This is a genomic window from Pseudomonas shahriarae (genome assembly GCF_014268455.2).
GTDB lineage: Bacteria > Pseudomonadota > Gammaproteobacteria > Pseudomonadales > Pseudomonadaceae > Aquipseudomonas > Aquipseudomonas shahriarae.
In genome coordinates this window covers 3,051,601-3,078,175 of the sequence record NZ_CP077085.1, presented here as the reverse complement: position 1 = coordinate 3,078,175, position 26,575 = coordinate 3,051,601, and the positions used below count along the sequence as shown (strand labels likewise).

Sequence of the window (26,575 nt, the reverse complement as noted above, 5' to 3'; positions counted from 1 at the left end):
CTGGCGGATGATAGGCCCATCAACAGGAGACGATCATGCTTGAACTTCGACCTTTTACCTCCCTGGGCGGCGCCAATCACGGTTGGCTGGATGCTCATCACCACTTCTCGTTCGCCGAGTACCATGACCCGCAACGTATGCACTGGGGCAACCTGCGGGTGTGGAACGACGACATCATCGCGCCGGGCACCGGCTTTCCGCAGCATCCGCACCGGGACATGGAAATCATCACCTATGTGCGTGAAGGTGCCATCAGCCACGCTGACAACCTGGGCAACAAGGGCCGTACCGAGGCGGGCGACGTGCAGGTGATGAGCGCCGGTACCGGGATCGCCCATAGCGAATACAACCTTGAAGCCACGGCGACCAAGATTTTCCAGATCTGGATCATTCCCAATGAAGCGGGCTTGCCCCCTTCCTGGGGCGCCAAACCTTTTCCCAAGGGTGAGCGCGAAGGGTTCGTGACCTTGGCCAGCGGCAAGCACGGTGACCATGAAAGCCTGCGGATCCGTGCCGACGCACGCCTGGTGGCGGCCAATCTGAAGGCTGGGGAAAGTGCCGAGTATCACCTGGATGCAGGCCGCCGGGCGTACCTGGTGCCGGCGACCGGGGTGATCGAGGTCAATGGTCTGCGAGCGCAGGCGCGTGACGGCATTGCGGTGCAGGATGAGCGGGTGTTGCGGGTGACGGCGGTCGAAGACAGCGAAGTGGTGCTGGTGGACCTGGCCTGATCTCGAGCCAGACTCAAAAACCAATGTGGGAGCGGGCTTGCCCGCGATGACGATGGGTCAGTCACACATGTATTGACTGATCCACCGCCATCGCGAGCACGCCCGCTCCCACATTTTTTACAACTGTGTGTCAGTTCGGGGTGATGGCGCCATCCACCAACACCTGAGCCTCTTCCACCAGGCGCTTGAGGTGATCTTCGCCAACAAAGCTCTCGGCGTAGATCTTGTAGATATCCTCGGTGCCCGACGGCCGTGCGGCAAACCAGCCGTTTTCGGTCATGACTTTCAGCCCGCCAATCGCCTGGTCATTCCCCGGCGCATGGCTGAGGATCTGCTGGATGCTCTCCCCGGCCAATTGCGTGGACGTGACCTGCTCCGGTGCCAGTTTGCCCAGCAGCGCCTTCTGCGCCGGCGTGGCCTTGGCATCCACCCGAATGGCGAACGGCTCGCCCAGGGCGTCGGTCAGGCCACGGTAGATCTGGCTGGGGTCCTGGCCTTTGCGCGAGGTCATTTCTGCGGCCAGCAAGGCCGGGGTCAGACCGTCCTTGTCAGTACTCCACACGCTGCCGTCCTTGCGCAGGAACGAAGCGCCCGCGCTTTCTTCGCCGCCAAAGCCCAGGGAACCGTCGAACAGGCCGTCAGCAAACCATTTGAAGCCTACCGGCACTTCGTACAGGCGGCGGCCGATGCGTGCGGCCACGCGGTCGATCAAACCGCTGCTGACCACGGTTTTACCCACGGCAGCATCCGCCCGCCATTGGGGACGGTTCTGGAACAGGTAGTCGATCGACACCGCCAGGTAGTTGTTCGGCGCCAACAGCCCGCCCGACGGAGTGACGATGCCGTGGCGGTCGTGGTCGGGGTCGCAGGCAAACGCTACATCGAAGCGTTCTTTAAGGCCGATCAGGCCTTGCATCGCGTAGCTGGAGGACGGGTCCATGCGGATCTGGCCATCCCAATCCACGCTCATGAAACGGAAGGTCGGGTCGACTTCGGTATTCACCACGTCCAGGTTCAGACGGTAATGCTCGGCGATGGCCGACCAGTAGCGCACCCCTGCTCCACCCAGCGGGTCCACGCCCAGGCGCAGATCGGCGCTGCGGATGGCGTCCATGTCGATGACATTCACCAGATCGGCCACATAGGTGTTGAGGTAGTCATGGCGATGGGTGGTGTCGGCTTTCAGCGCCTGCGCGTGGGTGATGCGCTTGACCCCGGCCAGCTTGGCCGCCAGCAGTTCGTTGGCCTTGGCCTCGATCCATTTGGTGACGTGGGTATCGGCCGGGCCGCCGTTGGGCGGGTTGTACTTGTAGCCGCCGCTCTGGGGCGGGTTATGGGAGGGCGTGATGACAATGCCGTCGGCCAGCCCGCTGGTGCGGCCACGGTTGTAGCAGAGGATGGCGTGGGAAATCGCCGGGGTCGGCGTGTATTCATCGCCTTCGGCAAGCATCACATGCACACCGTTGGCGGCCAGCACTTCCAGGGCGCTGGCGCCGGCCGGCGTGGACAGCGCGTGGGTGTCGAGGCCGACAAACAGCGGGCCATTGATGCCTTGCGCCTCGCGGTACAGGCAAATGGCCTGGCTGATGGCCAGTACGTGCCATTCGTTGAAGCTCAAGTCAAAAGAACTGCCACGGTGCCCGGACGTACCGAAAGCCACGCGCTGAGTGGAGATCGCTGCATCGGGCTGGCCGGTGTAATAGGCCGTCACCAGTCGCGGGATGTCCACCAGCAATTGAGCTGGCGCCGGTTTGCCCGCAAAAGGACTGAGAGTCATGCAAAAACCTCTGAAAAGAAGGATTCGGAAAAGGAATGCAGTTTACTGGGTGTTCGACCGCCACGCGACGGTATCTATCCCACAACAATCAGTGATATTTCCCACAAAACCAATTCATCCGTGCTGCCCCTGCCTGAGGGCCTGGGCCAACTCCTCCAGCACCAGGTCCAGGCTGTGATGAGTGCTGACCACATGGCTCAAGCGAAAGTGCTGCTGGTACAGGCCAGTCACGCTGAACAACTCGCCCGGGGCGATCACCACCTGGCGCGCCAGCATGTTCTGGAACACCCGGCGCATATCCACGGCCTCGGTCGAACGCAACCAGAAGGTGGCGCCAGCCTGCGGCGTCCGGTACGTCACGCGCTCGCCCAGATGCTGGGCCAGGCGTGCCTGCATCGCTGCAGCGTGTTCCTTGAGCACTATGCGCAAATCATCCAGGTGCTGGTCAAAGCGGCCACTGTGGTAAAGCCGGGCAATCGCACGCTGGCGAATGGACGATAAACGAAACGCACGCAACAGGAACTGACGCTGCAAGGGCGTGCTCAGGTGCCGCGAGAGTAGATAACCATAGGGCGCCTCCGGGCCCATGGCTTTCTCGAAACTGGAAAACACCATCAGCCGCTCGGGGTTCACCAGGTCCCGCAGGTAGCGGGTGCACGCCTCAAACGCCAGCCCGCCATGGGTGTCGTTTTCCAGCAGCCAACAGTCATATTGCTCCAGTAACCTGGCCACCTGCGCCTGATCCGCCACACTCAAGACGTTGCCCGTGGCAAGGCCTGGGGTCGAGGACAGCAGCGCCAGTTGCACCCCCTCGGTCCGCAGTTGCTGCTCCAGATACCCAGGATCGAGCCTGCCCTGCTCGTTGCATGGCCACTCGATCACACGCACTCCGGCATCTTGCAACAGGCGCAGGATAAGCCAGTCACATGGCGACTCCACCAACACCGTCGCCCCTTTGAGCGCCAGCACTTCGATCAGAATGGCCAGGACACCTCGCAGGTCCGCGCCGATGTACACGTCATCCGCCTGCCAGCAACGTGTGGGCGAACGGGTATAGCGCGCCGCCAGTGCCGCACGCAGTTCCCAGATACCACACGGCTGGGAATAGGGTTGCAACTGGCGCGGATACTGGCGCACCAGTTCACGCTCCAGTTGCAGCAGCGGCGCGTCCAGGGACAACAGCTGTGCCGGCTCATCGGCACTGAGTACCAACATCCCCGGCCTGCGTGCCCCTACATACAAGCGCTCCAGCAAATCCCCCGTGGTACAGCACGCAGTGCTACCGGCAATGGGCAAGGCGTAGTAGCCGGACTTGGCTACCGAGTACACCCTGCCCTCCTTTTCCAGGAGCGAGTAGGCGTACTGAATGGTGGAAATCGACACATTCAACCGCTCTGCCAGGTGTCGCAAGGACGGCAGCTTGACCCGGCCCTCGGTGCCCACTTCATTGATTAGGTTGATCATGTAGCGATACACCGCCTGATAGGCGAAGTCTGCCTGTTTATCGTCCCTCATGAGGATTCCTGCCCGAGCAACGGCTGCCGTCGCGCAACCACCCTCAGTACCCTGTTACGCCGCACGGTCCTGTGGCCGGCTCCTCGACATTGATACAGGCCGCATTGGCCGCGACATGGGTGCCGTACAAATGCTGCAAAAGCGCCAGGGGCAAACCGCTGGTATCGACCATCCAATGCTGGATCAGCTCTGCCGACGCCTTGCCCTCGAGAGCTTTGTGCAGTTCGGGCAGCACCACCAGCATGCCCGGGTGACAGCGACGCAAGAAGGCTTCCAGCCGCTGTCCTTGCTGGATAAACGGTGAAAACAACAGGCACACCAGTTGGCTCTCCTCCAGGCCAAAGAACTCGCGGGCGTAGGTCGCCGCCAGCATGCGCCCATCCTTGGTGCCGGCTTGGGCAATCAGCAATTCGGGGATTTTTTTACGGCGCATAAAGCCGCTGGCGTGTTCGATAAAGCGCGTGACGCCCTCTCGATAATCAAGGCCCAGCAGCACTTCGGCCTGCAGGCCATGCATATGCGCCATCAGCAAGGGGTTGGCGTAGGCCGGGGTGCTGAACTGAAAGGCGAATTCATCCTGTTTGTAACCCATAAAATCGTTAAGCAGTGCCGTGAAATCCTGCCCGGCCGCGCGTAACAGATCGGCCACGCCGATATAGGTCAGGTGACGATGCACCTCTTTGGAAGCGTTATCCTCCGACGCGTAATGTTCGCCATAGACATCGCGGTAATAGCCGGCGCTGCAATCATCCATCCGGCAAAACAGGGCATTGAGCGCCAGTGGCTGGCCGGCGTGGCCTTTCATGCCAGCAGCGCGGGTGGTCCTGAACAGCCACGCCAGGTATTGGTTCTGCTGGCGCGGCGAATCACTGCTGACCAGGGCGTGCACCCCACCGTCCCATGCCGTGATACGGCGATAGAAATCCCCCAGGGACAAGTATCTGTCGTTGCACACGCTGGCGCGGATATCCCCTGAACGCTTATGCCCGATCATCAACATGTTGCGCCGGCCGATATCCTGGCCCGCTGCTGAAGCGGGGCGCAGGTGGTTGAAGGGCAGAACCTCCTGGTTTTCCACCATCAGCAGCTCGACCCTGGGGTCGTCGTGGAAAAACAACGCGCTGTAGCCCCGATGAATGCTGTCCAGCGCCGCTTGCGTCATCCCGGTATGGCGCAGGGTTGCGACTCGCAATTGAAAACTCCTCGGCGCCCGGCCGGCGATGGTCAATTGGGCGGCGCGCAAGAAGGCCAGTGCGTAACTGCTGCCTTTGCCGCCCCCGTGGGTGACCAGTACTTTGTAGTCGCCGATCTGCTCGATGCCACCTGCCGCTACAATCAACCGCTGAATCAATAACTGAAGTGCGGTGCGCTCCGCTCGCGAGAAGTAGCCCTGCAACCGTTGCAATACCTGCTGGTAAACATAATTCATGGCTTGTTCGTGAATAGCGCTCATAGCTTTACTACCTGAGGTTAACTGTCAGTTCCGAGCAAGCAGTTGCGCGTGCCTGTCCGACCTGCTGTTTGCTTAGAGTTGACGTCTGTTGCGATTAAAGCTGATAGCTAAATGTTAGCACCGCACAACAAAACGCCAGTTGGAACATCCCGACGAAGATGCGACCACCTGCTGAAGAAAGCCCCTACAGCGGCCCAATGACCGCCTTAGGAACGGTCTTACAACTTCCTACTAGTCTTTAACTCAAACATTAAAGAATGATCTGACATATGCAGTGCAGGGCAAGGTCGGGATTCAGTTCGCGCGCACTTTAAGCCTCTCTCTACAGGCCAACGTCCTTGAGCCGGTATACAAGACGACTTGTTAGTTACAGCGAACCGCTGTTTGGATTTGATTTCTGCAATCATTGCTCAGTCCTTGAGATGAAAGTGACTGGGCAATTATCAGCGCTTGTTTGATGATTAAAAGATACAGACTCGGCGCGAAAACCAGTGCAGTTTGGCGAGCCGGTGTTTACCGCAGTGCCCATGTAAAACGCCGCTGCTCTGGGATTCAGGGCAGCGGCGGCATTAAAGGCAGGTTTTGCAGGGGAAGAATCCCGGCGGCAGATTCAGCAGGCGCGGAGATCCTGTCCTTCTAAATGGCGTATTTGCCCCATGGCAAACACCGGCGAAATGTCCGTTTACGAACATTCCCACAGATCAAACGGCTTCAACCTGCAACGCCACCCGCTCGCGACATGGGCATTCGTCCATATAGCGATGGGCTTCGACGAACTGGCTGAACGCAAACACTCGGGTCTTGAGCGGCACCAGCATGCCGTCGGCGGTCAACTGGTTGATCTCGCGCAGGGCCCGTTGCAATGCGGCCTGGTCCTGGGCAATGCCCAACTCCGGCTTGCCAGTGAAGTTGCCGATGCAGTGCACAAAGAACTGGATGTTTTTCTGGAACGCGGCACAGGCCGGGAACGGGGTCTGGTTACCACCTTGCAAGCCATACAACACCAGGCTGCCACGGGGTGCGAGCACATCGCCCAACAGCGACATCTGGGGGCCACCGAGGCCGTCAAACACCACATCCACGCCGCGTCCCTCGGTGAACTTGTTGATTTGCATCAGCAAGTCCTGCTCTTCAGTGACGATGACCTTTTCCGCGCCCAGGGACAGCAGGTATTCACGCTCGTCCGGCGACTTGGTGGCGGCAATCACCCGCGCCCCCAGGGCCTTGCCCAATTGTACGAACGAAGGCCCGGCACAATGGCTGGCATCCGTGACCAGGGCGAATTGCCCGGGCTTGACCCGCGCCAGGTCGACATAGGCAAAGTAGGCAATCAACAACGGTGTGTAATGCACGCTGGCCTGCACCGGGCTCAAGACATCCGGGTAACGGGTCAGGGCTGAACGGGGCAGGACAATCAGTTCGCCATACACTGGATAGTCATTCGGGCTTTCGGCCGGAAAACTGGCAACCTTGTCGCCAATGGCCAGGTCTTCAACGCCCTCGCCCACCGCCACCACCACACCGGCCATTTCATGGCCAAGGCCCGACGGCAAGCGCGCATGGGAAGACGCCAGGTTCTGCCGCCAGAGAATGTCGTACCAGCTGATGCCAATCGCTTCGACACGCACCTGCACTTCGCCCGGTGCGGGCAACGTGGCTTCATGCTCTTCGCACTTGAGCACCTCGGCCGGACCAAACTTGTGAAAACGGATCGTGCGGGACATCGCAAACCTCGCCAAAGTAACCTCTAATGCCATGAACTTTATCTGGGCTTTCGGGGCAAGGCCACCAGTCGCCATTAATAGTCGTCATGTCTGTCATTGATTCCGCCACCTCGGAAAATACCCCAGGCAGCGTAGGAAATCTGAATTAGCCGGTGCAGAGTACCAGCCTTTCCCCGTAAGATTCATGCCGGCCATTGTTATCATGTGGCCGCTCACGTCAAGTTCGCTGAATCTGCCAGGACACAAGATGAACCGTAACGACCTGCGTCGTGTCGACCTGAACCTGTTGATCGTATTCGAAACCTTGATGCATGAGCGCAGTGTGACCCGCGCTGCCGAGAAGTTGTTCCTCGGCCAGCCGGCCATCAGCGCCGCCTTGTCGCGCCTGCGCGGGTTGTTCGATGATCCGCTGTTCGTGCGCACCGGGCGCAGCATGGAACCCTCGGCCCGGGCGGTGGAGATTTTCGCCCTGCTCTCGCCGGCCCTGGATTCGATTTCCACCGCCGTCAGCCGCGCCGCCGAATTCGATCCGGCCACCAGCACCGCAGTGTTTCGCATCGGCCTGTCGGACGATGTCGAGTTCGCCTTGCTGCCACCCCTGCTCAAGCGCCTGCGCGCCGAAGCACCGGGCATCGTGCTGGTGATCCGCCGCGTCAATTACATCCTGATGCCGGGCCTGCTGGCTTCCGGGGAAATCTCCATCGGCGTCAGCTACACCGCCGACCTGCCGGCCAACGCCAAACGCAAGCTGCTGCGCCGCAGCCTGCCCAAACTGCTGCGCGCCGACAGCGTGCCCGGCTCCCTGAGCCTGGACGATTTCTGCGCCCGCCCCCACGCCCTGGTCTCGTTTGCCGGCGACCTCAGCGGGTTTATTGATGAAGAGTTGGAAAAGCTCGATCGCAAGCGCCATGTGGTGCTGGCCGTCCCGCAATTCAACGGCCTGGGCACCCTGCTGGCGGGCACCGACATCCTCGCAACCGTGCCCGACTACACCGCCGAAGCCCTGACCGCCGCAGGCGGCCTGCGGGCTGAAGACCCGCCGTTGCCGGTGCGCAGTTTTGAATTGCATATGGCGTGGCGTGGTTCACAGGACAATGATCCGGGGGAGCGCTGGTTGCGGTCGCGGATACAGATGTTCTTCGGCGACCCTGAGAGTCTTTAGGCGTTGTCGGGCAGGCTGTTTAGCTGATCATTTCTGGCTTTTCATAGGCCATGGAGATCCATTCACTTCCAGTGGATTGCTACATTGGGGGCAAATCTGAGGGCATGCTTTGGATGGTTTGAAAAGGATGCCCCAGGCTGAAGTCCAACAGCCACTTCTCGGAAAAGTCATACGCTGCCGCTCCCAAACCGCCGTCGAGCGCTATCCGATCACCTCAATTTGTAGACTTGAAGCGATCTTCTGGCGCCTCTGAAATCCTGACAATTCCGTCCAGGAACGCCAACTACAGAGGTCGTTGGAAAAAATAATAACGCTATAAATTTTTGATCTGGCGGGTAGAGCGAGTGAATTCAATAAATGCCTTTAGCGGAGCGGGAGTATGTCGCCGGCCAGGGTAGTACAAGTGCAACCCTGGATAGTATGGGCACCAATCGGCTAAGACCTGTTTCAGTCTCCCATCTGCTAAATACTCAGTCACCATGCCTTCAAAGACATAAGCCAACCCCAGCCCATCTATGGCTGGTCCGAGCATAAGGCTGACGTCACCCAGAGTGAGTGGACCGTTAACTTCGATTTCTTGGGCGATTCCCCCCCGCTCGAATTCCCAGCGATAAATCGAGCCACTGGGAAATCGATGGCGAATACAGGGGAGCCGATGCAAATCCTCGGGTTTTTGCGGCGCAGCATGGCGTTCGAAAAGCGAAGGTGACCCCACAACAATTGACCGCATGTTGGGCCCAATAGCCAGAGAAACCATGTCTGCTTCTAGACGATTACCGAAGCGCACCCCAGCGTCAAACCCTCCAGCTACTACGTCTACAAACGCATCACTTTCGACAATCTCTACTCTGATATCCGGGTACTGCTGGAGAAACGGGCTAACAATTGGGAGCAGCACCAATTCGCAAGCTTGGCGTCCTGCGGTGATGCGCAAACTGCCAGAAGGCTTGTCACGAAAGCTATTGAGATCTTCAAGGGCATCATCGATATCTCGAAACGCAGGCCGCAAACGAATGTACAGCCGCTCCCCCGCCTCCGTAAGGGCGACGCTACGAGTCGTCCGATTGAATAAGCGCACGCCGAGACGACTCTCCAGTACTCGCAGCGAATGGCTCAATGCTGAGGGGGTAAGGCCAAGATCTATCGCCGCTCTACTCAGGTTTAGATGCTGAGCGATGCTCAAAAAGATCGATAAATCGGCGGGAGATGGAGATTTCATTTGTGAGCCGCTTTCACAGAGTCAAGTAACCTTCATGGTATTAACACATCAGTAATGCACATTTAAAGTTGCGTCAACTTATCAGTAAGGCCCGGCAATGCCGCACGGGCTACTGGCAGGAGGAGTTGATATGCGTACTTGGTTCATTACAGGCGCTTCTCGTGGTTTTGGCACACTCATCGCAGAACAAGCTCTGCGTGCTGGTGATGCAGTCATCGCTACCGCTCGCAAGCCTCAAGACATTACCAGTCGCTTGGGAGATCACCCGAATCTGTTGGCTGTACGCCTGGACGTAACCAGTGAAGAAGAAGCACATCAGGCTGTTGCCGAAGGTATCAAGCGATTTGGCCAGATCGACGTGGTCGTCAACAACGCCGGCTTTGGCGTGTTGGGCGCCGTTGAAGAAACCAGTGCTGAAGAGACGGAACGCCTGTTCGCCACAAACGTCTTCGGTGTGCTCAACGTGACGCGCGCTGTTCTGCCGCACCTGCGTCGGCAACGTAGCGGGCACATCATCAATATTTCCTCTGTAGGCGGATATCAGTCGTTTATCGGTTGGGGTGTGTACTGCTCCACCAAGTTTGCTGTGGAAGGCATTACCGAGGCACTGCATCAGGAATTGGCACCTCTGGGAATTCGAGTGACGGTCGTTGAGCCCGGTTTCTTCCGCACCGACTTTCTTGATGAGCAGTCGTTGATCAAGACCGCGCTGGAGCTGTCTGACTACGATGAGACGGTCGGTAAAATGCGGCAGTTTGCTGAGGGCGCTAACCACGCGCAGTCCGGTGATCCATTGAAGTTTGCAGAAGCCATGTTGACGCTGGTCAATGCACCTAACCCTCCACAGCGTTTGACGATGGGTAGTGACACGGTAGCCATCGTTGGCGAGAAGAATCGTTTTGTGAACGCTGAATTGGCTGAATGGAAAGAGCTGTCTATCTCGACCGATTTTAAAGTCTAAACACGCAATGATATGGAAACCGAGCTTGCTCGGTTTTTGCGTATCTTGACTACCCAATTAACGATCTGCTGGAGGGTTTATGAAGTACGTGAAACTTGGTAGTACGGGCCTTGATGTTTCCAGACTGTGCCTTGGATGCATGACCTTCGGTGATCCTGATGCTGGCATGCATCCCTGGACATTGGGTGAGGAAGCAAGCCGACCGATCATCAAGCACGCAGTGGAGCAAGGGATCAACTTTTTTGACACAGCAAACAGCTACTCCGCTGGAACGTCGGAAATTATCGTTGGCAAGCTGCTGAAGGAGTTCACACGTCGAGAAGAGACCGTAATCGCCACGAAGGTATTTTTCCCGGCAAACATGAGGGAATGGGAAGGCTCCGCAAAGCCAAACGAGAAAGGTCTTTCTCGTAAAGCCATCATGGCCGGCGTTGATGCGAGCCTGATTCGCTTGGGCACCGACTACATCGACCTGTACCAGATTCATCGTTGGGACTACGACACGCCTATCGAAGAAACGATGGAGGCCCTGCATGACATCGTCAAAGCAGGCAAAGCCAGGTACATCGGCGCCTCATCCATGTATGCATGGCAGTTCGCTAAAGCACAGCAGGTCGCCATGGCAAACGGATGGAGCAAGTTTGTGTCCATGCAGAACTATCTGAACCTGGTGTATCGAGAAGAAGAGCGGGAAATGATCCCATTCTGCCTCGATCAGGGCGTGGGGTTGATGCCATGGAGTCCGATGGCACGCGGCAGGCTGACCAGACCATACGGCCAGCAGACCGAGCGCACCAAAACCGATCTCTCAGGGCAGTCGTTTTACCAGGCTACTGAAGTCGAAGACGGTCGGGTGATTGACATTGTTGAGCAGATTGCTGGGGAACGAGGCGTGCCTATGGCGCAAATTGCGTTGGCATGGGTGTTAGCCAAGCGTGGCGTCTCAGCACCTATCGTTGGCGCCTCTAAAGCAACCCAACTTGACGACGCAATCGCTGCGCTGGAGTTGGTACTGAGCGAAGAGGAAGTCAAACGCCTTGAGGCCCCATATGTACCCCATGCGGTGACTGGATTCTCCTGATGCGGCAGTAAAAGAGATACCGGCAAACTTATGCCGGTATCAGCTTATCGCCGCTGATCGACTCCTACTCTGGCACAACCTGCGGCATGACTTTCTCGCCTAGCCTCGATCAGATGCCCAATGGATCAGCAACGGCCAACACCCTGGGTTACAGACTTAAACGCTGGGTAGCGCTGACGCGCTACCCGGAAGACGAGGCCGTGCCCATCGACTACAACCCGGTGGAGAACCATATCAGGCCACGGGTACTTGGGCTCTCAAACCGGTGGTTTACCGGGCCGCCGCGTGCAGATCGAAGCTTGCGGCGCCCGTGGGAGACACGCGGGTGCGTGCCTTGTCAAAGGATGACATAAAGCCTCAAGATCCAACTCACCTGATAAGTAATGGCCGCGAGCACCAAAACCATCTGGAGTTTCTTTGAAGTGATTGCTACTGCAATTATGCAAAGGAGGACGAACGCAATCTGTCGGATCAAGTACTCGACCCCGAGTGAGTACAGGTAATCCTCGCCTTTTATTAATGTATCTCCAACATCTAGCAAAAACGCAAAGGCAAGTAGTCCGAAAAACCAGCGCTTGCGCTGCTCGAAGTAGTCCTCGAATCCCTTGTACTCATACATTTGGTCGGGAAGCAATAATGCCGTGAGCGCTGCAAACACCATCGCGTAGAAAAGCAGGAACCCATAGAGTGGGAATGTCCAGACAGGGATCCGCGACAAATGGAATTCGTACCACCAAAAGTGCACGATCGTGATGAAGAGGAATATCACCCACCCAAGGTGGACAGGATAAACTTTAATTATTCCTGGGTGCTGTACGAAGCGTGTCAGGCCGTTTACCAGTCGCGCAAGGCTTAGGCCCAAGACCATGCCGATAATCGTGCGCACATGCGAAAAATACTCTGGATGAGTTGAGGCCACTTCCATAGATAGTTCCATCCTTGATGAGCAGTACAGTTTTTGGGGCCAAGCGGCCGAGTATTCCTATATGTAACTCCAACGCGATCTTGCCCGAAAGAAAATTACTCCGGCTCACCGGTCAACCTCCGAGTTTCGGCTTCTATGAGGTATAGCTTTATCAGCCTCCGAATGATTTGCGACGTTGTTTTGTCTTCTTCTTCCGCGACCTGCTCCAGACGCTGTTTAGTCGATGGGGCAATCAAGATTGTCAGCCTTTCAGTATTCTTTTGCATTTGTGTCCACTCCTCCGGCGCCTATATTTCGTCACTCCGCCTAGGCTTTTTGATTGTAGTGCATGCTGCCTCGCAAGCCAGTCCAGCTATTCTGGCTCGGCCATATACCGCTGCCAGCTCTTCCGCTCTTTGTCAGGCAGTTGGAGCAGTTCGGGAAGCACCATGGCGACGCGGGTGGGTATCTGCGATTCGTTTTTCCAGGCGAGGACTTGCGCTTAGAAGGGATATGTAAAACTGCAGGCACCATGAGTAGATATATTTTCCACCGACTAGGTAAAAAGAGCGCCCCGAGGGGCGCTAAAGATTCATCTCTTTCCAAAGGAGCTCTACAGAAAAGCTTCAGAGATGAATATTGCTCGATGTGTAGCTTGTAGACTTGGATGTTTTTATTCGCATTTAACCAGCTTAAAAAAGGTAGAACGTCGTACTTGTACAGCTAAGCGAACGATGAAAATTCTAAAGGCGTGATCACCATTCGATGAACTCTTCGATTTCGACACGCCGCCGGGAATCGATATCGCTTAGTTCTGGGGGCCATACAGGGTGCGGAGCCACCTGCAATTGGTCTTTTTCATCGAAGTCCTCAGCAAGCAACTTTAACGTTTGCCAGAACTGCCGCTTTAACAAGAAATTAGCCCCTTGTACCCTCCTAAATGTCGGAATAACTATGCGTTCAGGCGAGACTACTGACACGAGATGATGCAGAGTGTCGCCAGTGATCCAGGGCATGTCACTAAGAAAGCTCGCCGCTGACAATGCATCCGCGTGCTCGATCGCCCGTATACCACTTAGCAGGCCCTGGCTCCTAGCCCGGGCAGAAACCATGCTGCGTATTACCCATACCCGAGGTGGCGATTCAGTTTCAGGGATCATTGCTTATTACCCACCAATGACTTTCATGATCATGAGGTCGCCCGTGAAATGAGTCGGTTGTTTGTCCAGTAAGGCGTGCCTCGACAATTCGCGAATACGTGACAAGGCAAGATCGCGTGGAAGTTCAAGGGCATCGCCCAAGTAATGGCTTTGGCTGGAGGAAAGGCACCCATGCAGCCACCCGCTCGAACTTAGGCGCACTCGGTTACAACTGCAGCAAAAAGGCGCGCTGGCGTTGGCGATCACGCCGAAGTGACCTCGCCCCGGTATATTGAAGCGCAATGCCGTGGCGCTGGGCGCACTCGGTACTGCGCTGAACGGATGGTGCTGACCGATAACCTCAAGAATCTCGGCCATGCCATAGAACTGCCGACGAAAAGTTTCATCATCGCGCGCCAGATGCCCCATGCGCATCAACTCGATGAAGCGCAATTCCACCCCCCGGGCCAGACAGTACTCAAGTAGAGGTAAGATCTGATCATGGTTGTGCCCAAGAAGCGGCACCATGTTGATTTTTACCTGCAAACCAGCCTCCAGGGTTTGGTCAATGCCATCGAGTACTGTGGCCAGATCCCCACCCCGGGCGATGCGCTGGAAAGCCTCTGCATCCAGTGTGTCGAGCGAAATGTTGATACGCTTGACGCCAGCCTCCAATAACAGAGGAAGCTTGCGCGACAGTAATTGACCATTGCTGGTCAGCGATACATCTTCGAAGCCCAGCCGCCCTACTGCCCCGAGAAAGCCATCGAACAAAGGGCTGATCAGCGGCTCGCCGCCGGTGATCCTCAGGCGCCCCAGTGGGTTTACGGTTTTCAGGTATTCCACCGCCAGCAACAACTTGTCCAGCGACAAGCTATCGTTGCGAGCCTGAAGACGTTTGCCATCAGCCACGCAGTAGATGCACGCGTAATTACATGCGCTGGTCAGGCTCAGACGCAGGTTTCCCAAACGCCGCCCTTGCCCATCGACGATCGGTTCAGAGTGCATCGCGTGACCTTCCACGCTGGACTCGGATGATATCCGCCATCACCGCCAGTGCGATCTCGGCAGGCGTCTTGCTGCCCAAGGACAACCCTATCGGCATGTGCAGTCGAGCAATTTGCTTGTCGCTTAACCTCCCGATACGGCGCAGTCGCTCCGCGCGCAGCTTAGAGGTTTGTAGCGAACCCATGACGCCGATGTAGAAGGCCGACGTGCCTACAGCCTCCATCATCGCCAAGTCGTCGATGCGCGGATCATGGGTCAGCGCCACTACGGCAGTGGCAGCATGGCATCCGCCGGCACTGATGAACATCGACGGCAAGATAGTTTTAACCTCTATGCCGGGTAGCTCGACACCTACTAGAGCTTCCTCCCGTGGGTCACAAAGGATGACTTCGAAACCAAGCGTGCGGGCGAACTCGGCGCACGCCACCGATACCGGCGACATACCTGCGATGATCAGGCGCGCAGCCGGACCGATCCGCAAATGCACGATTTCACTTTCGACCTGTTCAACTACCCGCGGGCCAAGGCCGTCGTCGACCTCGAAACGGGCATCGCCGCTGCTTAAGTTGACACAACGCAGCAGATGGCGCTGCCCGCGCAGTGTCGAACGCATGATCTCCAACTGGTCCAGTGTCGCCGGGTCGGCCGGCAGACGCTCGATCAGCACTTTCAATATTCCACCGCAAGGCAGAGTGATTCGCGAATCCCGTGGTCCACCGTGGGCATCCCCGTAACGCACGACCTGAATACGATCCCCGAACTCACCCTCCTGCAAGCGTTCAAGGAAATCCTCCTCGACACAGCCACCCGACAGTGAGCCAACGTAGCGCCCATCGCTGCGGGCCACGAGCCAGGAACCTGGCCCTCGCGGAGAGGACCCGAAAGTGGCGAGCACTGTGCACAGCCAAACATCCTCGCCACTGCGGGTCCAGGTCAACGCTTGCTCAATAACCTGCAAGTCCAAATGCTGCATGGTCAAGCCGACAACTGGTCACTGATAGGCAAGCGCCGAATACGCTTGCCGGTCGCCGCAGCCAAGGCGTTCACCAGCGCCGGCGCGAGAGGCGCAACGGGCGGCTCACCGATACCGCTTGGCGGGCTTGCCGACGGCACTATATGTACCTCGACCTTAGGCATGTCATAGATGCGCAGCGGTTCGTTGTTATGGAAGTTGGATTGATCAATCTTACCGTCGGTCAAGGTAATCGCTTCGTGCATGGCCGCTGAAAGAGCGAAGCCAACGGAGCCCTCGACCTGAGCACGGATTACATCCGGGTTGACCGCAATGCCGCATTCCACCGAGCAAACCACACGGTCCACTTTGAATTTGCCGTCGCTTTGCACCGTAACCTCGACCACTTGCGCCACCACAGAGCCAAAGGCTTCGTGCAGAGCCACTCCCCGGCCACGACGTTCACCCTGCTTGCCAGCTGCCAACGGCGTGTCCCAGGCAGCCTTTTGCGCCACCAACTTGAGCGTTTCGATGTGACGTGAATGCCCTTCGAGCATTGCCAGGCGCCAGGCCACTGGATCCTGTCCCGCCATCTGAGCGAGCTCGTCAAAAAAACACTCAGTGGAGAAAGCGTTATGGGAATGTCCCACTACCCGCCACCACTGTATGGGTACTGGAATATCGCTTGGGGTATGCAGATCAACACGCAGATTGGGGATTCGATAAGGAAGCGTCGACCCTCCCTCTACCGATGTGGAGTCGATGCCATCCTTAATAAACGCAGCGAAAGGTGATCCTGCGAACACGGATTGACCGACCAAGCGGTGCTGCCAGGCCACCAGTTTGCCTTGCTCATCTAGCCCGGCAGTCAGGCGATGATGGTACATCGGTCTGTAGTGGCCGGCCTGCATGTCGTCTTCGCGTAACCACACCAGTTTTACCGGCGCCTTCCCACCGATAGCTTTGACGATATGGGCATTTTCCAAAACGTAATCAGCATCTTTACTAGCCCGCCGGCCGAAACTGCCACCGGCGTAAAGCGTGTGGACCCGAACCTGCTCCGGTTCCAGGCCGAACAGGTCGGCCAACACCGTCTGCACATGTGACTGCATTTGCGCACCATGCCAAGTTTCACAACCGTACTTAGTCAGGGCGACCACGCAGTTCATCGGCTCCATGGCCGAGTGGGCAAGAAAGGGAAAGTCGTACTCCGCTTCCAACGTACGCGTTGCGCCCGCAAGACCGGTATTAACATCACCATCGTTGCGGACAACCGTACCCTCCGTTTTGGCTAACTCACGGTAGCGCTTGAACAACTGCTCGGAGCTTTGCTTGAACGCACCACTCTCGTCCCACTGGATCGCTACTGCGTCACGCCCCTTCTTTGCGCTCCAGGTGTCTTTCGCCACAACAGCGACGCCGCTGGGGATCTGCACCACATGTACCACTCCAGGGATGGCAAGCGCCGCCTTGGCATCAAAGGATTTCACCTTGGCGCCAATGCGCGGCGGATGAGCAACCACAGCCGTTAGCATGCCGGGCAAGTGAATGTCCTGGGTATAGATCGCCTTGCCATTGACCTTGTCAGCCGAGTCTTTACGCGCCAACTGCTGCCGACCGATCAGTTTGAATGCACTGGGATCTTTGAGCTTGACCTGGGCCGGGACCGGCTGATCGGCGGCGAGCTTGGCAAGTTGGCCGAATGTTGCCTGCTTACCCGACGCAGCATGCCGCAGTACCCCATCTACCACTTCGATTTCTTGCGCCGGCACTTTCCACAGCCAAGCCGCGGCCGATACCAGCATGGCGCGAGCGGTAGCTCCGGTCATGCGCAGTTGTTCCCAAGAGTTGGCGATGGAGCTGCTGCCACCGGTACCTTGAATACCCAATAGCGAATTTTTGTAACGCGACTCTGCCGGGGCGCTTTCAACACGGACTTGCGCCCAGTCTGCATCCAACTCCTCAGCAACCAAAGTGGCCAGACCAGTGTAAGCGCCTTGTCCCATCTCCAAATGTTTGGAGATGACGGTGACGACATTATCTTCGCCTATGCGCAAGAAAGCGTTGGGTTCAAACTCTCCCTCCTTCTTTCCCACGCGCGCGGTGCTGTCAGCCAGCGACCAAGGCATATAAACGGCCAAAGTGAGGCCTGCTGTACCTTTGAGGAAGCGGCGACGACTTTCGTTCTCGATAGACCGGATCATATTCATTACCTCGTTGCTCAAGCCAGCGACTTGGCAGCATCATGGATGGCCGCGCGAATGCGTACATAGGTTGCGCAGCGGCAGACATTGCCACCCATTGTTCGATCGATGTCGGTATCTGAAGGTGAGCGATTGGTTTGCAGCAAAGCCACAGCGCTCATGATCTGACCTGACTGGCAGTAACCACACTGCACCACGTCGAGCCGTTGCCAGGCCTCCTGAACTACCTTACCGGTCGGGGTATCGCCGACACCTTCAATCGTGACGATCTTCGCCTCGACTGCTGCCGAGACAGGTGTAACGCAAGAGCGGACGGGCTGACCATTAAGGTGAACAGTGCACGCCCCGCACAGGGACATACCGCAGCCGAACTTGGTACCGGTAAGCTGCAAACTATCGCGCAGCACCCACAGCAGGGGCGTATCGGGGGCAACGTCGACACGCAGGTCCTTGTTATTGATATTAAGCGTGATCATGAAATCCTCCGACCCGTAGGTGTTTAAATGGCTGGCGCCAGGCCAGCCTTGCGAAGCGTTTGCCCGAAGGCTGTTTAAAGGGCGAGTGCCAGACACTCGCAGATCGCTCGCCAAAAACTGTTTGGCAGCACATCAATATGTTCATCATTCGGGACAAGGCTGGCCTGCAGCACCCCACACGGTCATGTCCTGCACGTGCGTCTCGAAACTGCCTGGCGGTGTAGAGCGCCCAGGTCCGGGAACCCAGGCCCAGGGAATAAAGCCCTTTATCTTTGCGTCATGATGAAGGTGCTCAACCAGGCCAGCGGCATCACGTCCCCCATTACGCTTGGGGTCGCGCAACTGGGTACAAATCTCCGCGCCGGTCTTTGCGAACCACTCGAATGCCACTGGGGCGAGCTGCCAGGGAAGGCCCACATGCGGCGGCATGTTGGGGGCAACGTTTGGTGTGTCCGAACTTGCGTGACAAGCAACGCAAGACACTGTTTCAACGCCTATTCGAGAGTCACCCGCGTGGATATTCATGCCGTGCGGGCGGGTCTTGTTCTCACTGGCGATGGTCCACATTGGAATATTGTTGGGGCCGACGTGACAGTTGGCGCAGCGCGGGTGAGTCACCACGGCTTCAATCCGCTGCCAAGCCTTTAACCCCTCGGCTTTACTGACACTACCTGCCGGAGGCATGGAACTGCCTGCGCTGTCAGCCAGTGCCGTGCCCGAAATAGGCAATGCCAGTAATAATGCGATCAGTCCTATTTTCATTATAAAGGTCCTTCAGGCGAACTCACGGTGTTGGACAGACGGCTTGGTGAATACTTTCTCCAGAACATGCCAGGTTATTCAGGCGGCATCTTTTTACGCCGCTCTTGATTGATCCGGTGACAGCCAATGGATAACCCACGGCGCGATTTCTGATGATGCAGTCACCACTTTGTTGTCCACGCAGATGCTTAAGAGTAGGTGAGCAACATCTCGACTGCTTGCACAAAAGTTATGATTACTTGCCTGATTAATCGGATTCGGCAATTAGCGACGCGGGAGGCGAATGATCTTGCGATGCTGGACGGCCAGGCAACAACGGTCGGGCATGGCTTGCATCTAGTGGACTGCACTACAACCAAGACCAAATTGCCTGATTCTTAGATTTTTTTACCTAAAAGACGGAAATTTCAGGGGGGCTACAACTTCCAGCGGCGCCTGCTGCTACCATTTTCCGTTTAGTTAGCTAAGGAAATTACCAAATGCACGACGATCAGGGATCTAAAACCGCAAATGTCCCTCAGGCAGCAGAGTTGTCCGCCGCGATTCAGCGTTTTGCCAGCACTGACGGTGATTTCACTACAGCGTTTCCCGCGCTGACAATGCATCGCCGTCATGGCGTTAGCGAGCCGATGCCTTGCATCTATAACCTGGGCATAGGCGTCATTACCCAGGGCTATAAGCAAATCATGGTCGGCGACAAGGTGCACAATTACGGGCCTGGCCAATTGATGCTGTCGACTTTCGACATGCCAGTGACTGCCCACGTCACGCGGGCATCTCGCAGCGAACCACTGCTGGGTATGATGCTGAAGCTGGACATTCGCCAGATTGCGCAAGTGGCCTATGAGATGGAGTTGCCGTCTTCGCCCGAGACCGCCTATGAGCCAATCTCTGTCCACAAGCTGGAGCCTGCTTTATTCGATGCGTTTTTGCGACTGGTACGGCTACTGGACGAGCCGCAATTGGTAAGCCCACTTGCGCCACTGCTTCAGCAAGAAATCGTCGTCCGTTTGTTAGCTGGTCCCCAAGGTTCCCAACTTCGCCACATCATTGCCGATGGCACGCCGCGTCAGCGAATGGCCCAAACCCTTTCCTGGCTCAGGAAGAATTTCAAACAAGCTTTGAATCTGGATGACCTGGCCGCTCACGCGCACATGACTCCATCAACGTTCCGTCAGCACTTTCGCGATATCACCGGTATGAGTCCTCTGCAGTTCCAAAAGCAAATGCGCCTGCAAGAGGCTCGGCAATTGATGTTGAACCAGGCTTTCGACGCAGGCGAAGCCAGCAACCTTGTCGGCTACGAAAGCGCCTCGCAATTCAGCCGGGAATATAAGCGACTGTTTGGCTCGCCCCCTTCGCGCGATATTCGGCGCATGCGTCTTGACGCGGACGTGTCTGAATAGCCGACTCCTTGAGCCAACCTCTTTGTGGCGTCACGCGCGGGAAGCGAAATGACCTATGCGAGTCACGTTGAACATAACTTTTCAAACCACCTTTGATACATGGCGCTTGCCAACGAGGGATCACGCATGAGCACATCGGCGTCTGTTACTAAAGCTCTTCACCATCACCTACGGCGGATGTCCGGGCGCGATCCGCACGAAACACACCGCGTTGCCTCGTCTCTCGAACTATTGTTCGACCTGACCTTCGCGACCTGCTTCGCGTTTGCTGCTACCCAACTCGCACATGCATTGGCAGCAGGCCACTACTCCACTGCATTGATTGGGTTCGGATTCGCGAGCTTTTGCATTTGTTGGGCTTGGACCAATTTCTCGTGGTTCGCATCAGCCTACGATACTGACGATTGGATTTTTCGCATTACCACAATGGTGCAGATGGCTGGTGTCCTCGTGCTGGCGATCGGATTGCCACGGCTGTTCTCCTCAATAGAGGAGGGTCACCAGCTGGATGCTTCAGTTATGGTACTGGGCTACGTGATCATGCGCATTGCGATGATATTTCAGTGGTTGCGAGCAGCGAAACAAGACCCTTCAAGGCGCCGCGCCTGCATCACTTACGCTGTCGCGATCGCGGTGGCGCAACTCGGCTGGATAGCACTTTTCATTTTTCCTCTTTCGATAGACGTCACCATCACACTGTTTTTTTTGTGGTTTCTAGTCGAGTTTGCAGGTCCGATATTGGCGGAACGCAGGGACGGCGGCACGCCGTGGCACGCGGAGCACATTGCAGAGCGCTACAGCTTGTTCGCAATTATTGCCCTGGGCGAAGGGTTGGTGGGGACGGTCGCAGCCCTGTCTGCGGAAATGGAGCATGTGGGATGGACGGCTGAAACGGCACTGGCCTGCGTTGCAGGTGTCGGAATCACCTTTGGAATGTGGTGGGTCTATTCAATTCTGCCATCGGCTAACGTGCTGCACGCTTATCGCTCGCGCGCTTTCGTATGGAGCTATGGGCAAATACTGATTATTGCCTCGATTGTCGCAACGGGTGCGGGACTGGACGTCGCGGCGAACTTTATCGAGAACAAAGCCCACATTGGAGTGCTACCGGCTCTGCTCGCCACAGCTATTCCGCTTGCGATCTTTCTTGGGCTGATTTACGCGCTTCATTATTTTCTAGTGCGCCACTTTGACCTACTGCACGTATGGCTCTTGCTGGCGACCGTTGTGGTCATCGCGGTTGCGATCGGCGCAGCTATGTTGGGCATGAGCATCGTAGTGTGCCTGGTCGTGCTCATGTTTGCGCCTATCATCACAGTAGTCGGTTACGAGGTTCTAGGGCATCGTCACCAGGGAGAAATGCTCAGTGAACGATTAGCGGAGGCCGCGTAAGTCGGCGTTATCTTTCGACTCCTTACCTCAACAGCTTGGGCCTGGAGGCAACGATCCCCGCGGGAGAAAAACACTGAGTACCAGCCACTGCCACACTGGAGTTCGTCGGAAGCCGCCCTTCACGTCCATTCGCGTATTCGGTGCGAGTGGGGGCAAAAACAAACTCGTTCGACCTGGAAACACCGTCCTAGAGCCAAGTCAAAATGTTTTTGGGGGATCCTGAGAGTCTTTAGGGGTCGTCTGGCAGGCTGTTCGGCTGATCATTTCCGCCTTTCCATAAACCATGGAGCTCCATTCACTTCCAGTGGATTGCTACATTGGGGGCACATATGAGGGCATGCTTTGGATGGCTCGAAAAGGACGCCCCCAGGCTTAGGCCAAGCAGGCTATTGATGAGGATGGGTGGACATGCCCCCTCGGCCCTACCCCGTATCAATGGCCGGGCCGTAGTGAGCGCATCACCCACCACGCCGGACAAATGCGTGCAAATGTAAAAAAATATGATGGCATAATGCCTCGGCAACCGGCAAAATCCACACGATTCCAATGGATTTGAAGGACCGATTCCGATGACATGGCCAGTCACGCTGAAACTCGACAGCGCAGCCTACCCGCTCAGCGTGGTGCAACGCGCCGCTTATTCTCTGGCCGACACTGTCACGATCCAGGTCGGTATTGACGCCAATCAGATAAGCCTCACGGCCCACCCCGCTGAAGTAAGGTTAATGCTTTCCCCGGAGCAGGCTCACTCGCTGATCCTTCAGCATCTGAACGACTTCGCCCTACGCGACCATATCAACCGCGAAACAGCAGGGTTGCGCGAAGTCCTGGCCCGAGCCGCGCTCGCTGGATGTGGGATTTCCCAGTGACACTGATTGCGACAGACGCCAAGCACTACCGCTTGCTGCCTTTTCGATTCATGCGCATGAACATGGGACATAGCCGTGACATCCTGCTCACCTCCGATACCGGTGAGTACATGCACGTGAACGACGCGCAATTACGAGCCCTCAGTTACTTCGACGTTCAAGCAAGTACACCTTTTTACAAGGACTTGCTGGCCCGCCACTTCATCTACGAACCAGGCCGCCATGACCCGTTCCTGGAAATGGCCGCGCAGTATCGCAGCCGCAAGGACTTCCTCTTCCAGGGCCCTGCACTGCACTTGTTCGTGGTTACATTGCGCTGCAACCACACCTGCCAGTACTGCCAGGTGTCGCGGGCGCCTTTGGGGGGAACCGGCCATGACCTGTCGGAAGCAGATGCACAGGCGGCGGTCGATCGCCTGTTCGAATCGAACGCCCCCACCCTGACTGTGGAGTTTCAGGGTGGCGAGCCGCTTCTAGCCTTCGAGCGCGTCCGTCAGATTGTTGAATGGGTCGTTGAGCGAAACGTGGTCGAACAACGGGATATCCAGTTCGTCATCACCACCACGCTGCACCACCTGACGGAGGAAATACTCGACTTCGCAGAACAAAATCGCATCCAGTTTTCGACCTCGCTCGATGGGCCGGCGCCCTTGCACAATGCCAACCGCCCTACCCCGTCACGAGACTCCTACGAACGCACTGTAAAAGGCATCCAGTGGGTCCGTGAGCGCCTTGGCCATGATGCAGTTTCCGCGCTTACCACGCTGACCTCAAGAAGCCTCGAACAACCTGAAGCGATCATTGATGAGTATGTAAGCCAGGGCTTCTCCAGCATCTCGCTTCGGCCTCTGAGCCCTTATGGGTTTGCCACCAAGAGTGCCCATCGACTGGATTACCCTATTGAGCGATACCTGGCCTTCTACAAGAAGGCTTTGGCCTATTTGCTGCATATCAACCAACAGGGCGTATACCTCTCAGAGAGTTATACGAGCCTGTTGCTGAAGAATATCCTGACACCCTTCTCCTCCGGCTATGTAGACCTGCGCTCTCCCGCTGGCGCAGGCACTGCGGCGCTGGTTTATAACTATGACGGTTACGTCTATCCCTCAGACGAAGCCCGAATGTTGCTGGAGATGGGTGAAGACGGCTTGAGGCTCGGCACCGTGCAGCAACCCTTGTCTGAATTACTTGCATCGCCCGTTATGAATGCGTTGCTCGCCAGTGGTGTGGCAGAGGCGCTGCCGGGCTGCTCCGACTGCGCACTTGTCCCGTACTGTGGTGCTGACCCCATCGAACACTACGCCCGTCAGGCTGACCCAATCGGACACCGAGTGTTCAGCAGCTTCTGCAAGAAGAACATGGGGCTGCTGAAGCATCTTTTCGGCCAGCTTCGCGATGGCGACGACAATGTGCAAAGGGTGCTGCTGTCTTGGTTGAACAAGCGCTCTTACAACGATGTCCGGTTCCCGGGTTACAGGGGCTGATGGCGATGCTGCGCAAAGATACCCACTTCGAAATCCATCACCTCAATGAGCCGAAACTGTTCAAGGTCATCACTCTGGATGAGTTCATCGAACAAGGCCTGGCTGTTTGTGCCGGAAGCGCTGAATTCGGTGACCTGCTACTTTGGCTGCCAAACGAAGAACGGCTACATAGCCCGCATCTGCTCTCATTACCAGTAGGTGGTTTCCTGATCCCGGAGCCATTGATCGGCGACCTCGACAGCGAGCGGCCGTACCTGCACGCCCCCAAAAATGCGGATGTCGTGCAGCCCGGCGATGTCATTGCCATCGCACCCGGCAACGCGTTGGTGCGAGTGCTCTATCGACGAGGCTCAGACAGTAACCTGCTGTTCATGACCGATCGTTGCAACAGCCTCTGTCTGATGTGCTCGCAGCCGCCCAAAGATATCGATGACCGTTGGCACATCGAGGAGAACCTACGGCTGATCGACCTGATGGACCCGGGCGAGGAAAGTCTGGGAGTCAGCGGCGGAGAACCAACGCTTTATCGCGACGGCCTGCTCGAAATCCTGGCCAAGTGCAAAGCCGTTTTACCGCAAAAATCCATTCATGTGCTCAGCAACGGGCGTCTGTTCCAAGACCCGAGCTGGATCGCAGCACTCTCTGCCATCGGCCACCCTCAGTTGAGCTGGGGCATCCCGCTATATGCCGACAATGCCGAAGACCATGACCATGTGGTGCAGGCTTCAGGGGCATTCAGCGAAACCCTGCAAGGTCTTTACAACCTCGCGCGCGCCAACCAGATCATAGAGATACGCGTGGTGCTCAATCGCCTGACCACACCACGCTTGCCAGAGCTCGCCCACTACGTGTTCAGGAACCTGCCCTTCGTGCGGCATGTTGCACTGATGGGTATCGAAAGTACCGGCCTGGCCAGGAAGAACTACGAAGAACTGTGGATTGACCCGCTGGACTATCAGGAGTCGTTGAGCCAGGCCGTGTATTTCCTGTTCAACCGCGGAATGCCGGTTTCGATCTATAACTTGCCCCTATGCCTGATCCCGGCCCACCTCTCGCGTTTCGCCCGCCAGAGCATCTCGGACTGGAAGAACCTGTTCATCGATACCTGCCAGCAATGTGCTGCCGTCAAACAATGCTCTGGCTTCTTCAAATCCCACACCGACCGCTGGCAGAGTCGCGGCGTACAACTACTTTCGAACGAGGCCTTTAGCGCCTATGCAAGGAGTGCACAGTGAAATTGCTCGACCGCTGGAAAGTCCTGATCAGTGGGATCAGCTTGCTGCCAATGGCAGGTACCGCCCTGGCACATGCGGGCCATCTGTCGCTCGCCGATGCAAACTGGCAACCCAACGACAAGCTACAGCCCCCGGTATTTGCCGATACGCTCAATGCGCCAAACACAGTCAACATCTATGCGGCGCATCGCTCGCACAGTTCCCATCGGTCCCACAGTTCGCACAGTTCTCACTACAGTGGCTCGGGTGGCTATAGCGCACCTCGCTACTACAGCCCACCCGCTACCAGTACCCGAAGCTACAGCACGCCGAGTGCTTCGAGCAGTTCCCCAAGCAGCAACAGCCTTTATCAGTCGTCTGGCACTACCAGCGGGACAAGTTCGAGCACTTCAAAGAGCCGCGCGACCAATGAACAGAAAAGCAACCTGGTCACCCGTGTGCAGACCGCGCTGATGGTGCGCCAGTATTACCAAGGCATCATTGATGGGGTGATGGGCAAGGCGACACGTGGTGCGTTGATGGCCTTTCAGATGGACAGTGGGCTGACCGTGAATGGCCGGATGGATACGCCATCGCTGAATGCGTTGGGTATCAAGATTCCATAAGTTGTTTCAGGTTAAAGCTAGCGTCCGCTCAGTAACGAAGGAGTAATCCCATGCAGCACATCATTCAAGTCGACAACACTCTCTGGGCATTGATCAGCCGCCTGCAAGGCAAGGAACTGCAAACACCATCGCGTAGCGCCCGTTTCCGTATCACGACCGTTGATGCAGATCGCGTTATGATTGAGACCGGATCGCAAGACTCGCAGTTGGCGCTGACTCGAACAGCTTTCCAACAAACGTTGGACTACCTCACCGGAAACAATCATTTCGGCCAAGCACAAGCGGCTGAAATCAGCTCCAACCATACGTACGAAAAAGCCGGCCCACTGTGCCAGGCGGCTCGTTACCGAGAAGATGGCAAGCCGGGGCGTACCAACATCACCTACATTCTGCCGATTCTGGAGCAGTGCCAGGCAGTCGGCATCTGTTCAACCACCCCAAACAGTACTTGGCTACTGCCCTGAGGGGAGCCGAGATATAGCCCCTTGGCTCAATGGCTGCCCGTAACAGAGCACG

24 protein-coding genes and 1 pseudogene are annotated in these 26,575 nt (G+C 56.9%); 12 read left to right on the top strand and 13 right to left on the bottom strand.

The features are described from left to right. Positions 1 to 35 precede the first annotated feature (35 nt). Positions 36 to 731 carry a pirin family protein gene (locus HU773_RS13765; protein WP_057959680.1) on the top strand — a complete coding sequence of 232 codons (696 nt, stop codon included), beginning with the start codon at positions 36 to 38 and terminating at the stop codon, positions 729 to 731. Positions 732 to 861: 130 nt separating this feature from the next. Here the strand turns inward: HU773_RS13765 and pgm are convergent, their stop codons facing one another. From pgm to HU773_RS13745, 4 genes are all read right to left on the bottom strand, one after another. Further along, the gene (gene pgm / locus HU773_RS13760; protein WP_186625742.1) at positions 862 to 2,508 is read right to left on the bottom strand and encodes a phosphoglucomutase (alpha-D-glucose-1,6-bisphosphate-dependent); all 1,647 of its coding nucleotides are present in this window, start codon (positions 2,506 to 2,508) and stop codon (positions 862 to 864) included. Positions 2,509 to 2,622: 114 nt separating this feature from the next. Beyond that, entirely contained in the window at positions 2,623 to 4,029 is a 1,407-nt protein-coding gene (locus HU773_RS13755) for an aminotransferase-like domain-containing protein (RefSeq protein WP_186625764.1), read from the bottom strand. A 37-nt stretch (positions 4,030 to 4,066) separates the two neighbouring features. Beyond that, positions 4,067 to 5,476: a hypothetical protein gene (locus HU773_RS13750; protein WP_169990191.1), complete on the bottom strand. Its 1,410-nt coding sequence runs from the start codon at positions 5,474 to 5,476 to the stop codon at positions 4,067 to 4,069. A gap of 701 nt (positions 5,477 to 6,177) precedes the next feature. Further along, entirely contained in the window at positions 6,178 to 7,200 is a 1,023-nt protein-coding gene (locus tag HU773_RS13745; protein WP_120733064.1) for a zinc-dependent alcohol dehydrogenase family protein, read from the bottom strand. Between the two features lie 247 nt (positions 7,201 to 7,447). On the opposite strand from HU773_RS13745, the gene HU773_RS13740 reads away from it, so the two are divergent. After that, the gene (locus tag HU773_RS13740) at positions 7,448 to 8,362 is read left to right on the top strand and encodes a LysR family transcriptional regulator (protein ID WP_057959684.1); all 915 of its coding nucleotides are present in this window, start codon (positions 7,448 to 7,450) and stop codon (positions 8,360 to 8,362) included. A gap of 313 nt (positions 8,363 to 8,675) precedes the next feature. Here the strand turns inward: HU773_RS13740 and HU773_RS13735 are convergent, their stop codons facing one another. Next, entirely contained in the window at positions 8,676 to 9,581 is a 906-nt protein-coding gene (locus HU773_RS13735; RefSeq protein WP_186625740.1) for a LysR family transcriptional regulator, read from the bottom strand. A 130-nt stretch (positions 9,582 to 9,711) separates the two neighbouring features. Here HU773_RS13735 and HU773_RS13730 point away from each other — a divergent pair, with 130 nt between their 5' ends. From HU773_RS13730 to HU773_RS27550, 3 genes and pseudogenes are all read left to right on the top strand, one after another. After that, positions 9,712 to 10,542, top strand: coding sequence for an oxidoreductase (locus HU773_RS13730; protein ID WP_186625738.1), 831 nt, complete (start codon positions 9,712 to 9,714; stop codon positions 10,540 to 10,542). A gap of 79 nt (positions 10,543 to 10,621) precedes the next feature. Next, entirely contained in the window at positions 10,622 to 11,623 is a 1,002-nt protein-coding gene (locus HU773_RS13725; RefSeq protein WP_057959686.1) for an aldo/keto reductase, read from the top strand. A 107-nt stretch (positions 11,624 to 11,730) separates the two neighbouring features. After that, a pseudogene (locus HU773_RS27550) lies at positions 11,731 to 11,919 on the top strand (IS66 family transposase); the annotation flags it as partial. A 41-nt stretch (positions 11,920 to 11,960) separates the two neighbouring features. On the opposite strand, the gene HU773_RS13715 reads toward HU773_RS27550, so the two are convergent. The 8 genes from HU773_RS13715 to HU773_RS13680 all read right to left on the bottom strand — a co-directional run bounded on the left by HU773_RS13715 (position 11,961) and on the right by HU773_RS13680 (position 19,068). Further along, complete coding sequence (locus tag HU773_RS13715; protein ID WP_186625736.1) at positions 11,961 to 12,548, bottom strand: hypothetical protein; 588 nt, start codon at positions 12,546 to 12,548, stop codon at positions 11,961 to 11,963. A gap of 95 nt (positions 12,549 to 12,643) precedes the next feature. Then, positions 12,644 to 12,814: a ribbon-helix-helix protein gene (locus HU773_RS13710; protein WP_120733054.1), complete on the bottom strand. Its 171-nt coding sequence runs from the start codon at positions 12,812 to 12,814 to the stop codon at positions 12,644 to 12,646. A gap of 468 nt (positions 12,815 to 13,282) precedes the next feature. After that, positions 13,283 to 13,639 (bottom strand): NTP transferase domain-containing protein, encoded by a 357-nt coding sequence (locus HU773_RS27640; protein ID WP_057959688.1) that lies wholly within the window; start codon positions 13,637 to 13,639, stop codon positions 13,283 to 13,285. 54 nt (positions 13,640 to 13,693) lie between these two features. Continuing rightward, complete coding sequence (locus HU773_RS13700) at positions 13,694 to 14,674, bottom strand: GTP 3',8-cyclase MoaA (RefSeq protein ID WP_186625734.1); 981 nt, start codon at positions 14,672 to 14,674, stop codon at positions 13,694 to 13,696. After that, positions 14,664 to 15,647: an XdhC family protein gene (locus HU773_RS13695; protein WP_120733050.1), complete on the bottom strand. Its 984-nt coding sequence runs from the start codon at positions 15,645 to 15,647 to the stop codon at positions 14,664 to 14,666. The genes HU773_RS13700 and HU773_RS13695 overlap by 11 nt, the downstream gene beginning before the upstream one ends. A 2-nt stretch (positions 15,648 to 15,649) precedes the next feature. Next, positions 15,650 to 17,836, bottom strand: coding sequence for a xanthine dehydrogenase family protein molybdopterin-binding subunit (locus tag HU773_RS13690; protein WP_198817441.1), 2,187 nt, complete (start codon positions 17,834 to 17,836; stop codon positions 15,650 to 15,652). Positions 17,837 to 17,847: 11 nt separating this feature from the next. Beyond that, complete coding sequence (locus HU773_RS13685) at positions 17,848 to 18,306, bottom strand: (2Fe-2S)-binding protein (protein WP_120733048.1); 459 nt, start codon at positions 18,304 to 18,306, stop codon at positions 17,848 to 17,850. A 144-nt stretch (positions 18,307 to 18,450) separates the two neighbouring features. Beyond that, positions 18,451 to 19,068 carry a hypothetical protein gene (locus tag HU773_RS13680; RefSeq protein ID WP_120733046.1) on the bottom strand — a complete coding sequence of 206 codons (618 nt, stop codon included), beginning with the start codon at positions 19,066 to 19,068 and terminating at the stop codon, positions 18,451 to 18,453. A gap of 479 nt (positions 19,069 to 19,547) precedes the next feature. Here HU773_RS13680 and HU773_RS13675 point away from each other — a divergent pair, with 479 nt between their 5' ends. From HU773_RS13675 to HU773_RS13645, 7 genes are all read left to right on the top strand, one after another. Then, on the top strand, positions 19,548 to 20,474 hold the full coding sequence (locus HU773_RS13675; protein WP_186625732.1) for an AraC family transcriptional regulator: 927 nt from the start codon (positions 19,548 to 19,550) through the stop codon (positions 20,472 to 20,474). Positions 20,475 to 20,600: 126 nt separating this feature from the next. After that, positions 20,601 to 21,866, top strand: a complete 1,266-nt coding sequence (locus HU773_RS13670) for a low temperature requirement protein A (RefSeq protein ID WP_200661123.1) — start codon at positions 20,601 to 20,603, stop codon at positions 21,864 to 21,866. 569 nt (positions 21,867 to 22,435) lie between these two features. Beyond that, complete coding sequence (hxsD, locus tag HU773_RS13665) at positions 22,436 to 22,735, top strand: His-Xaa-Ser system protein HxsD (protein WP_057438442.1); 300 nt, start codon at positions 22,436 to 22,438, stop codon at positions 22,733 to 22,735. Continuing rightward, entirely contained in the window at positions 22,732 to 24,219 is a 1,488-nt protein-coding gene (hxsB, locus tag HU773_RS13660; RefSeq protein ID WP_186625730.1) for a His-Xaa-Ser system radical SAM maturase HxsB, read from the top strand. Before hxsD ends, hxsB begins: the two co-directional genes overlap by 4 nt. Next, positions 24,219 to 25,454: a His-Xaa-Ser system radical SAM maturase HxsC gene (gene hxsC, locus HU773_RS13655; RefSeq protein ID WP_128593714.1), complete on the top strand. Its 1,236-nt coding sequence runs from the start codon at positions 24,219 to 24,221 to the stop codon at positions 25,452 to 25,454. Before hxsB ends, hxsC begins: the two co-directional genes overlap by 1 nt. Continuing rightward, positions 25,451 to 26,059, top strand: coding sequence for a His-Xaa-Ser repeat protein HxsA (gene hxsA, locus HU773_RS13650; RefSeq protein WP_128593713.1), 609 nt, complete (start codon positions 25,451 to 25,453; stop codon positions 26,057 to 26,059). The genes hxsC and hxsA overlap by 4 nt, the downstream gene beginning before the upstream one ends. A 50-nt stretch (positions 26,060 to 26,109) precedes the next feature. Beyond that, positions 26,110 to 26,523, top strand: a complete 414-nt coding sequence (locus HU773_RS13645; RefSeq protein ID WP_128593712.1) for a hypothetical protein — start codon at positions 26,110 to 26,112, stop codon at positions 26,521 to 26,523. Positions 26,524 to 26,575 lie beyond the last annotated feature (52 nt).

Bases quoted from the DNA above. Each gene is read 5' to 3' on its own strand.
- HU773_RS13765 (WP_057959680.1), top strand. From the start codon at position 36: ATGCTTGAACTTCGACCTTTTACCTCCCTGGGCGGCGCCAATCACGGT.
- pgm (WP_186625742.1), bottom strand. From the start codon at position 2,508: ATGACTCTCAGTCCTTTTGCGGGCAAACCGGCGCCAGCTCAATTGCTG.
- HU773_RS13750 (WP_169990191.1), bottom strand. From the start codon at position 5,476: ATGAGCGCTATTCACGAACAAGCCATGAATTATGTTTACCAGCAGGTA.
- HU773_RS13745 (WP_120733064.1), bottom strand. From the start codon at position 7,200: ATGTCCCGCACGATCCGTTTTCACAAGTTTGGTCCGGCCGAGGTGCTC.
- HU773_RS13740 (WP_057959684.1), top strand. From the start codon at position 7,448: ATGAACCGTAACGACCTGCGTCGTGTCGACCTGAACCTGTTGATCGTA.
- HU773_RS13735 (WP_186625740.1), bottom strand. From the start codon at position 9,581: ATGAAATCTCCATCTCCCGCCGATTTATCGATCTTTTTGAGCATCGCT.
- HU773_RS13730 (WP_186625738.1), top strand. From the start codon at position 9,712: ATGCGTACTTGGTTCATTACAGGCGCTTCTCGTGGTTTTGGCACACTC.
- HU773_RS13725 (WP_057959686.1), top strand. From the start codon at position 10,622: ATGAAGTACGTGAAACTTGGTAGTACGGGCCTTGATGTTTCCAGACTG.
- HU773_RS13715 (WP_186625736.1), bottom strand. From the start codon at position 12,548: ATGGAAGTGGCCTCAACTCATCCAGAGTATTTTTCGCATGTGCGCACG.
- HU773_RS13710 (WP_120733054.1), bottom strand. From the start codon at position 12,814: ATGCAAAAGAATACTGAAAGGCTGACAATCTTGATTGCCCCATCGACT.
- HU773_RS27640 (WP_057959688.1), bottom strand. From the start codon at position 13,639: ATGGTTTCTGCCCGGGCTAGGAGCCAGGGCCTGCTAAGTGGTATACGG.
- HU773_RS13700 (WP_186625734.1), bottom strand. From the start codon at position 14,674: ATGCACTCTGAACCGATCGTCGATGGGCAAGGGCGGCGTTTGGGAAAC.
- HU773_RS13695 (WP_120733050.1), bottom strand. From the start codon at position 15,647: ATGCAGCATTTGGACTTGCAGGTTATTGAGCAAGCGTTGACCTGGACC.
- HU773_RS13690 (WP_198817441.1), bottom strand. From the start codon at position 17,836: ATGAATATGATCCGGTCTATCGAGAACGAAAGTCGTCGCCGCTTCCTC.
- HU773_RS13685 (WP_120733048.1), bottom strand. From the start codon at position 18,306: ATGATCACGCTTAATATCAATAACAAGGACCTGCGTGTCGACGTTGCC.
- HU773_RS13680 (WP_120733046.1), bottom strand. From the start codon at position 19,068: ATGAAAATAGGACTGATCGCATTATTACTGGCATTGCCTATTTCGGGC.
- HU773_RS13675 (WP_186625732.1), top strand. From the start codon at position 19,548: ATGCACGACGATCAGGGATCTAAAACCGCAAATGTCCCTCAGGCAGCA.
- HU773_RS13670 (WP_200661123.1), top strand. From the start codon at position 20,601: ATGAGCACATCGGCGTCTGTTACTAAAGCTCTTCACCATCACCTACGG.
- hxsD (WP_057438442.1), top strand. From the start codon at position 22,436: ATGACATGGCCAGTCACGCTGAAACTCGACAGCGCAGCCTACCCGCTC.
- hxsC (WP_128593714.1), top strand. From the start codon at position 24,219: ATGGCGATGCTGCGCAAAGATACCCACTTCGAAATCCATCACCTCAAT.
- HU773_RS13645 (WP_128593712.1), top strand. From the start codon at position 26,110: ATGCAGCACATCATTCAAGTCGACAACACTCTCTGGGCATTGATCAGC.